The following is a 301-nucleotide window of genomic DNA, read 5'->3' as shown; positions in this document are numbered from 1 at the left end:
GCCGGAGGTGGGGGTGATTCCAGAGGATTGGGATGTTAAGCCGCTACGTTCTGTTCTCTTAAAGGCACGACTTGGTGGCAACTATCCGAATCAAAGTGCAGAAACAAAATTTCCCCTAATGAAAATGGGAAATTTGGGGCGTGGTAAGTTCAACATTTCAAAGATTGAATACATTGAATCAGGGATTCAGCCCGGCAAGGCGCATCGATTATTTTTTGGGGATGTGGTTTTCAATACACGAAATACGCTTGATCTTGTTGGAAAGGTTGCGATGTGGCGCGACGAACTCCCAGTCGCCTTT

At 46.2% G+C, this 301-nt stretch carries 1 protein-coding gene; it reads left to right on the top strand.

What is annotated here, in order from left to right:
* On the top strand, positions 1 to 301 hold a 301-nt coding region (locus KVT32_RS29660; RefSeq protein WP_217619380.1), incomplete at both ends, for a hypothetical protein.

This window comes from Achromobacter sp. GbtcB20 (assembly GCF_019091095.1).
GTDB classification, from domain to species: domain Bacteria; phylum Pseudomonadota; class Gammaproteobacteria; order Burkholderiales; family Burkholderiaceae_B; genus Achromobacter; species Achromobacter mucicolens.
The sequence above is the reverse complement of the archived record's forward strand: the minus strand, read 5'-3'. Positions and strand labels throughout refer to the sequence as shown.